The 5,677-nt window shown below is 54.2% G+C and carries 6 protein-coding genes; 1 reads left to right on the top strand and 5 read right to left on the bottom strand.

Annotated elements, in window-relative coordinates; translation table 11 throughout:
- From Q7T06_RS08020 to Q7T06_RS08005, 4 genes are all read right to left on the bottom strand, one after another.
- On the bottom strand, nt 1-300 hold a 300-nt coding region (locus tag Q7T06_RS08020), incomplete at its 3' end, for a potassium-transporting ATPase subunit C (RefSeq protein ID WP_304783119.1).
- 27 nt (nt 301-327) lie between these two features.
- Nucleotides 328-2,427, bottom strand: a complete 2,100-nt coding sequence (kdpB, locus tag Q7T06_RS08015) for a potassium-transporting ATPase subunit KdpB (protein ID WP_304783116.1) — start codon at nt 2,425-2,427, stop codon at nt 328-330.
- Nucleotides 2,428-2,500: 73 nt separating this feature from the next.
- Nucleotides 2,501-4,306 (bottom strand): potassium-transporting ATPase subunit KdpA, encoded by a 1,806-nt coding sequence (gene kdpA, locus Q7T06_RS08010; RefSeq protein ID WP_304783113.1) that lies wholly within the window; start codon nt 4,304-4,306, stop codon nt 2,501-2,503.
- 1 nt (nt 4,307) lies between these two features.
- Nucleotides 4,308-4,397 carry a potassium-transporting ATPase subunit F gene (locus tag Q7T06_RS08005; RefSeq protein WP_304783110.1) on the bottom strand — a complete coding sequence of 30 codons (90 nt, stop codon included), beginning with the start codon at nt 4,395-4,397 and terminating at the stop codon, nt 4,308-4,310.
- 388 nt (nt 4,398-4,785) lie between these two features.
- Here Q7T06_RS08005 and def point away from each other — a divergent pair, with 388 nt between their 5' ends.
- Complete coding sequence (def, locus tag Q7T06_RS08000) at nt 4,786-5,307, top strand: peptide deformylase (protein ID WP_304783106.1); 522 nt, start codon at nt 4,786-4,788, stop codon at nt 5,305-5,307.
- 2 nt (nt 5,308-5,309) lie between these two features.
- Here the strand turns inward: def and Q7T06_RS07995 are convergent.
- Nucleotides 5,310-5,677 (bottom strand): hypothetical protein (locus Q7T06_RS07995; protein ID WP_304783103.1); only part of this gene is annotated, 368 nt, incomplete at its 5' end.

The following is a 5,677-nucleotide window of genomic DNA, read 5'->3' as shown; positions in this document are numbered from 1 at the left end:
TTTCACGTTGTCGATCAATGCCGGATTAAGCGGTCCCTGATTGGCGCCGCTGGATGCCGTTGCATTGTTCGGCATCGGGCCGGTAGCGGACGGACGCCCCCAGAAATATTGCGGCGATGAAAACGCCTGACCAATCAGCGACGAGCCAACAAGCTGGCCGTTACGCGATACCAGACTGCCTTGTGCCTGATCACTGAAAGCTAACTTGCCGATACTGGTGATCGCATACGGATAGATTACGCCGCAGATCAGAGTAAGCACGGCAAATAAAACCAGTGCGGGACGAAATGTCGCGTTCATATTAATTCCTTCATGTTAGTTCCAGATTCAGATAAGACCGAAAACGGTCAGGATCATGTCTATCAATTTGATACCTACGAAGGGCACCAGAATGCCGCCCAGGCCGTAGATCAACAGATTGCGACGTAACAGCGCAGCCGCACCGACCGCGCGATACTTGACGCCCTTTAGCGCCAGTGGAATCAGCACCACAATAATCAGCGCATTGAAAATCACGGCCGACATGATGGCCGATGACGGGCTGCTCAAATGCATGATGTCCAGTGCCTTCAACTGCGGATAGGTCGTGACAAATGCAGCCGGAATGATCGCAAAATACTTGGCGATATCATTGGAGATCGAGAACGTCGTCAGCGAACCGCGCGTCATCAGCATCTGCTTGCCGATCTCGACTATCTCCAGCAGCTTGGTCGGATTGGAGTCCAGATCGACCATATTGCCGGCTTCTTTCGCGGCCTGTGTGCCGGAGTTCATCGCCACTGCAACGTCGGCCTGCGCCAGCGCCGGTGCATCGTTGGTGCCGTCGCCGGTCATCGCAACCAGACGGCCTTGCGACTGGTATTCGCGTATCAGCTTGAGTTTCTGTTCTGGTGTTGCTTCGGCGAGGAAATCATCGACGCCGGCTTCCGCAGCAATTGCCGCAGCAGTCAGCTTGTTGTCGCCGGTGATCATGACTGTCTTGATCCCCATGCGCCGCAATTCAGCGAAGCGTTCCTTGATACCGCCTTTGACAATATCCTTTAGTTCGACCACGCCCATCACGCAGCCATCATCGACCACCACCAGAGGCGTACTGCCGCGCCGCGAAATGTCATCCACCGTATTCGATACTTCCATCGGGAATGGGCGACCCAGCAATTCGATATGCTTTTTCACCGCATCGACTGAACCTTTGCGGATAATGCGCTCACCCATATCAACACCGCTCATGCGTGTTTGCGCACTGAAGTGGACGAAGCTCGCATTCAATGCCGCGATATCGCGTTCACGTATGTTGAACTTCTGCTTGGCAAGGATGACGATGCTGCGACCTTCCGGCGTTTCATCGGCCAGCGAAGCCAGTTGTGCAACATCGGCCAACTGAATTTGCGTGATGCCAGGCGCGGGATAAAACTCTGATGCCTGACGATTGCCGAGTGTGATGGTGCCGGTTTTGTCCAATAGCAGCACATCGACGTCGCCGGCGGCTTCGACTGCGCGACCTGATGTAGCAATCACATTGGCTTGCATCATCCGGCTCATGCCGGCCACGCCGATCGCTGACAACAGGCCACCGATAGTGGTCGGGATCAAACAGACCAGCAGGGCGATCAATACGGTGATCGTAATGGGCGAGCCGCTACCTGCGGCTTCTACCGAATACAGTGAGAACGGCAGCAAGGTCACTGTCACGATCAGGAAGATGATGGTCAGTGCGACCAGCAGTATCGTCAACGCGATTTCATTCGGCGTCTTTTGACGCTTGGCACCCTCAACCATCGCGATCATGCGGTCTATAAAGGCTTCGCCGGGATTGACCGCAATGCGTACCACCAGCCAGTCGGACAGCACACGCGTGCCGCCGGTGACCGATGAAAAATCGCCACCGGATTCACGAATGACTGGGGCCGATTCGCCGGTGATGGCGCTTTCATCGACCGATGCCACGCCTTCTATCACTTCACCATCGACTGGAATCACGTCACCGGCTTCAACCAGTACAGTATCGCCCTTGCGCAAATCGGCTGGCGACGCTGGCAGCCAGGATGTGCCGTGTTTTGGCACTGAGAGTTTCTTCGCCAGCACGGTTTGCTTCAAGGCGCGCAAGGATGCGGCTTGTGCCTTGCTGCGCCCTTCCGCCAGTGATTCGGCGAAGTTGGCAAACAATACGGTGAACCACAACCAGACGGAAATGGCAAAGATAAAGCCAGGGCTGGCCTCGCCTTTACCGACGAGTGATTGAATGAACAACAAGCTCGTGATGATGCTACCGACATAGACAACAAACATCACAGGACTGCGCCACTGTGCGCGTGGCGTCAGTTTTTTGAATGCATCGACTATGGCTGGACCTATCAAGGCCGTATCGAAAAGCATCAGGCTTTTACGTGACACGACAGGCGCAGCCTTGGATTCTGGCATTTGCATGGCAGGCTTTCTTTAATTTGTTGAGAACGGCAAGCGGCGCGCGCTCGCCGTTCCTGGTTGATTATTGTGAGAACTACCGTGCGAACAATTGCAGGTGTTCGACGATGGGGCCGAGTGCCAGCGCAGGGACGTAATTCAATACGCCAACCAGCACTACTACACCCACCAGCAAGGCAATAAACAGCGGACCATGCGTAGGCATCGTGCCGGCATTGGCTTCCAGCCTTTGCTTGCCTGCGAGTGAACCGGCTACCGCCAGAATCGGCACGATCATCGCGAACCGCCCGAACCACATAGCGATTGCCAGCATCGTGTTGTAGAACGGCGTGTTGGCAGACAATCCTGCAAACGCACTGCCGTTGTTATTGGCGGCCGAGGTGAACGCATACAGGATCTCGGAGAAGCCATGCGCGCCCGGATTGGCAATGCCGACCTTGCCCGGCTCCAGCAGTACGGCAATTGCAGTCCCGACCAGCACCAGTGTCGGCGTCACCAGAATCGCGATGGATGCCATCTTCATTTCATACGCCTGGATTTTCTTGCCCAGATATTCCGGCGTGCGACCTATCATCAGGCCGGCAATGAATACCGCCAGAATCGCGAAGATCAACATGCCGTACAAGCCGGTCCCGACACCGCCGAAGACGACTTCGCCGAATTGCATCAAGACCAGAGGCACAAAGCCGCCCAGTGGCATCAGCGAATCATGCATGTTGTTGACGGCACCACATGATGCGGCCGTCGTCACCGCAGTGAACAAGGCGGAGGCACTGATGCCGAAACGGGTTTCCTTGCCTTCCATATAGCCGCCGGATTGCAACGCAGTCGTCGTTTGATCAACACCGAGCACCTGCATCGCTGGATGCGCAGTTTGTTCGGCGATCATCACGATGGAAGTCATCACGACAAAGATCAGCGTCATTGCACCCAGTACCGCCCAGCCTTGCCGCATATCGCCGACCAGGCGGCCGAACGTGAAGCACAGACCAGCCGGGATCAGGAAAATCGCCAGCATCTGGATGAAGTTGCTGACTGAGGACGGATTTTCGTAAGGATGAGCCGAGTTGGCGTTGAAGAAACCGCCGCCGTTGGTGCCCAGCATCTTGATTGCCTCTTGCGATGCCACCGGACCCATCGCGATGGTTTGCGTTTTGGCGGTCAGGGTTTCCAGCACAGGCTTGCCTTCGGCATCCACCACAGGCTGTCCGTCAGACGTGGCTTTGGCTTGCTGATACGTCACCGGATCGATCAGCACTACCTGTTGATATGCCGAGAAATTCTGGATCACGCCCTGCCCCATCAAGGCTATGGACACCACAACAGCTAGCGGCAACAGGATGTAAAGCGTGGAACGTGTCAGATCGACCCAGAAATTGCCTATCGATTTGGCTGAACGCGAACTGAAACCGCGAATCAGCGCAAAGGCGACAGCAATGCCGGTCGCGGCAGAAAAGAAGTTCTGTCCCGTCAGCGCCAGCATCTGCGTCAGATAGCTCATCGTCGCTTCGCCGGAATAGCCTTGCCAGTTGGTGTTGGAGACGAAGCTCACTGCAGTGTTGAACGAGGAATCCGGGCTGACGTTACCAAATGCCTGCGGATTGAGTGGCAACCACGCTTGCAGGCGCTGTATCGCATAGACGAAGAGCGCCCCCAGGGTATTGAACACCAATAGTGCGATTGCATAGCTTTTCCACGTCATTGCAGATTGCGCACTGAGGCCGGCAAGCCGATAGAGAACATTCTCGATTTTCAGCAGCCAACCGAAGCCGCGTATGCTCGTGCCATCCGCGACCTTTGCCATGAACAGGCCCAGGGAATAGGCCAGCACTAGCAATACGGCTAAGAATGCGACCAGGTACATGATGGATTGCGAAGTCATTTTACAAATCCTCCGCTTTCACCAATGCGATCACGAGATAAATAAGCAAACCGAGCGCAACAAGCGAGCCGATTACGTAAAATAGATTCATTTACGTTCTCCCAACTTGCTGCAGCCTTCGGCGAATGCCCAGAAAACGAGCAAAAATGCTGCGATTGCGCCTGTAAAGACGATGTCCATTCCACACTCCTACATCACTGTTTTGATGAGAAGTAGCTTATGAGAAACGGTCTAAAAATTTAGTAAAGACTTGGGTGGGTGGTGTAAACGAAATATAAAAATTGACTGCCTAGCGTTGCTTGGATGAAATCCTTTAGTAGATTGCATAGACTATTTAAACAGCTGGCAATGGGTGGAAAGCAATAGAGATTAGGTCGGCAATTAAATCGCACTCACTCTTGCATATCATTAAATCGAAATTAAATTATTTTAATTTCAATGACTTAAAGCTATTTTTGAATGTATTAGATTAATAAATTATGGCAAAACTTAGCATCCTTCAATACCCTGACGAACGCCTGCATACGGTCGCTTTGCCGGTCCAGGATATAGACGATGGCATCCGCCGCCTGGTGGCCGACATGGCGCAGACCATGTATGCCGCGGACGGCATCGGGCTGGCGGCAACCCAGGTTGACGTGCACCTGCGCGTGATTCTGGTCGACATTTCCGAGAGCCGGAATGAGTTGCTGGTGCTGATCAATCCCGAAGTGATCAAGATGGGCGGCAGCGAAGAATTCGAGGAAGGATGCCTGTCGCTTCCGGATATATATGAAAAGGTGAAGCGCGCCGCCTGGCTACGCATACGCGCGCTGGACTTGGATGGCAAACCGTTTGAATTGCAGGCCGATGGCTTGAAGGCGATGTGCATCCAGCATGAGCTGGACCATTTGCGCGGCATGGTGTTCGTCGAACATCTGTCGCAAAAGAATCAGCTGCGGATACTGTCGGCGCTGGCCAGGCAAACCACGCAGGTCCGGGGCAGGCAAAAAATCCGCTGAAGTCAGCTTTTCAGGCTGGTATCCGAAGATGCAAGCCGCGCCTCTACCCGCGCCATGACGCCCGTTGCCGGATGCCGCAGCTTGGTAATGCGCTCGGCCAGCACGGTATCTACCTGCTCCGGCTTGAGCTGATGCGCTTGCAGGAAGGCATCGGCAACTTCGATTTCCACCGTGACGATACCGCTTGCCTCGGCGATATCCACAGCGTGCACTTTGCCGAACATGTCGATTTGCAAGCCGTTCAAGGGATTACGTATATCGATCAGGCGCGGCTCGATTGCATTGATGAATTGCTGTGCATTCAAGCCGCGCAAGGCAGGAAAGCAACCCGAGATTTCAATTAATGTTTTCATTTTTCCTAGTGTCGCAA

The sequence above is a fragment of the Herminiimonas sp. genome, from assembly GCF_030645555.1.
Lineage (GTDB): Bacteria > Pseudomonadota > Gammaproteobacteria > Burkholderiales > Burkholderiaceae_D > Oxalicibacterium.
The sequence above is the reverse complement of the archived record's forward strand: the minus strand, read 5'-3'. Positions and strand labels throughout refer to the sequence as shown.

What these genes read in the sequence shown, in the direction of transcription:
- def (WP_304783106.1), top strand. Translation starts at nt 4,786, where the DNA reads ATGGCAAAACTTAGCATCCTTCAATACCCTGACGAACGCCTGCATACG.
- Q7T06_RS08005 (WP_304783110.1), bottom strand. Translation starts at nt 4,397, where the DNA reads ATGAATCTATTTTACGTAATCGGCTCGCTTGTTGCGCTCGGTTTGCTT.
- kdpB (WP_304783116.1), bottom strand. Translation starts at nt 2,427, where the DNA reads ATGCAAATGCCAGAATCCAAGGCTGCGCCTGTCGTGTCACGTAAAAGC.
- kdpA (WP_304783113.1), bottom strand. Translation starts at nt 4,306, where the DNA reads ATGACTTCGCAATCCATCATGTACCTGGTCGCATTCTTAGCCGTATTG.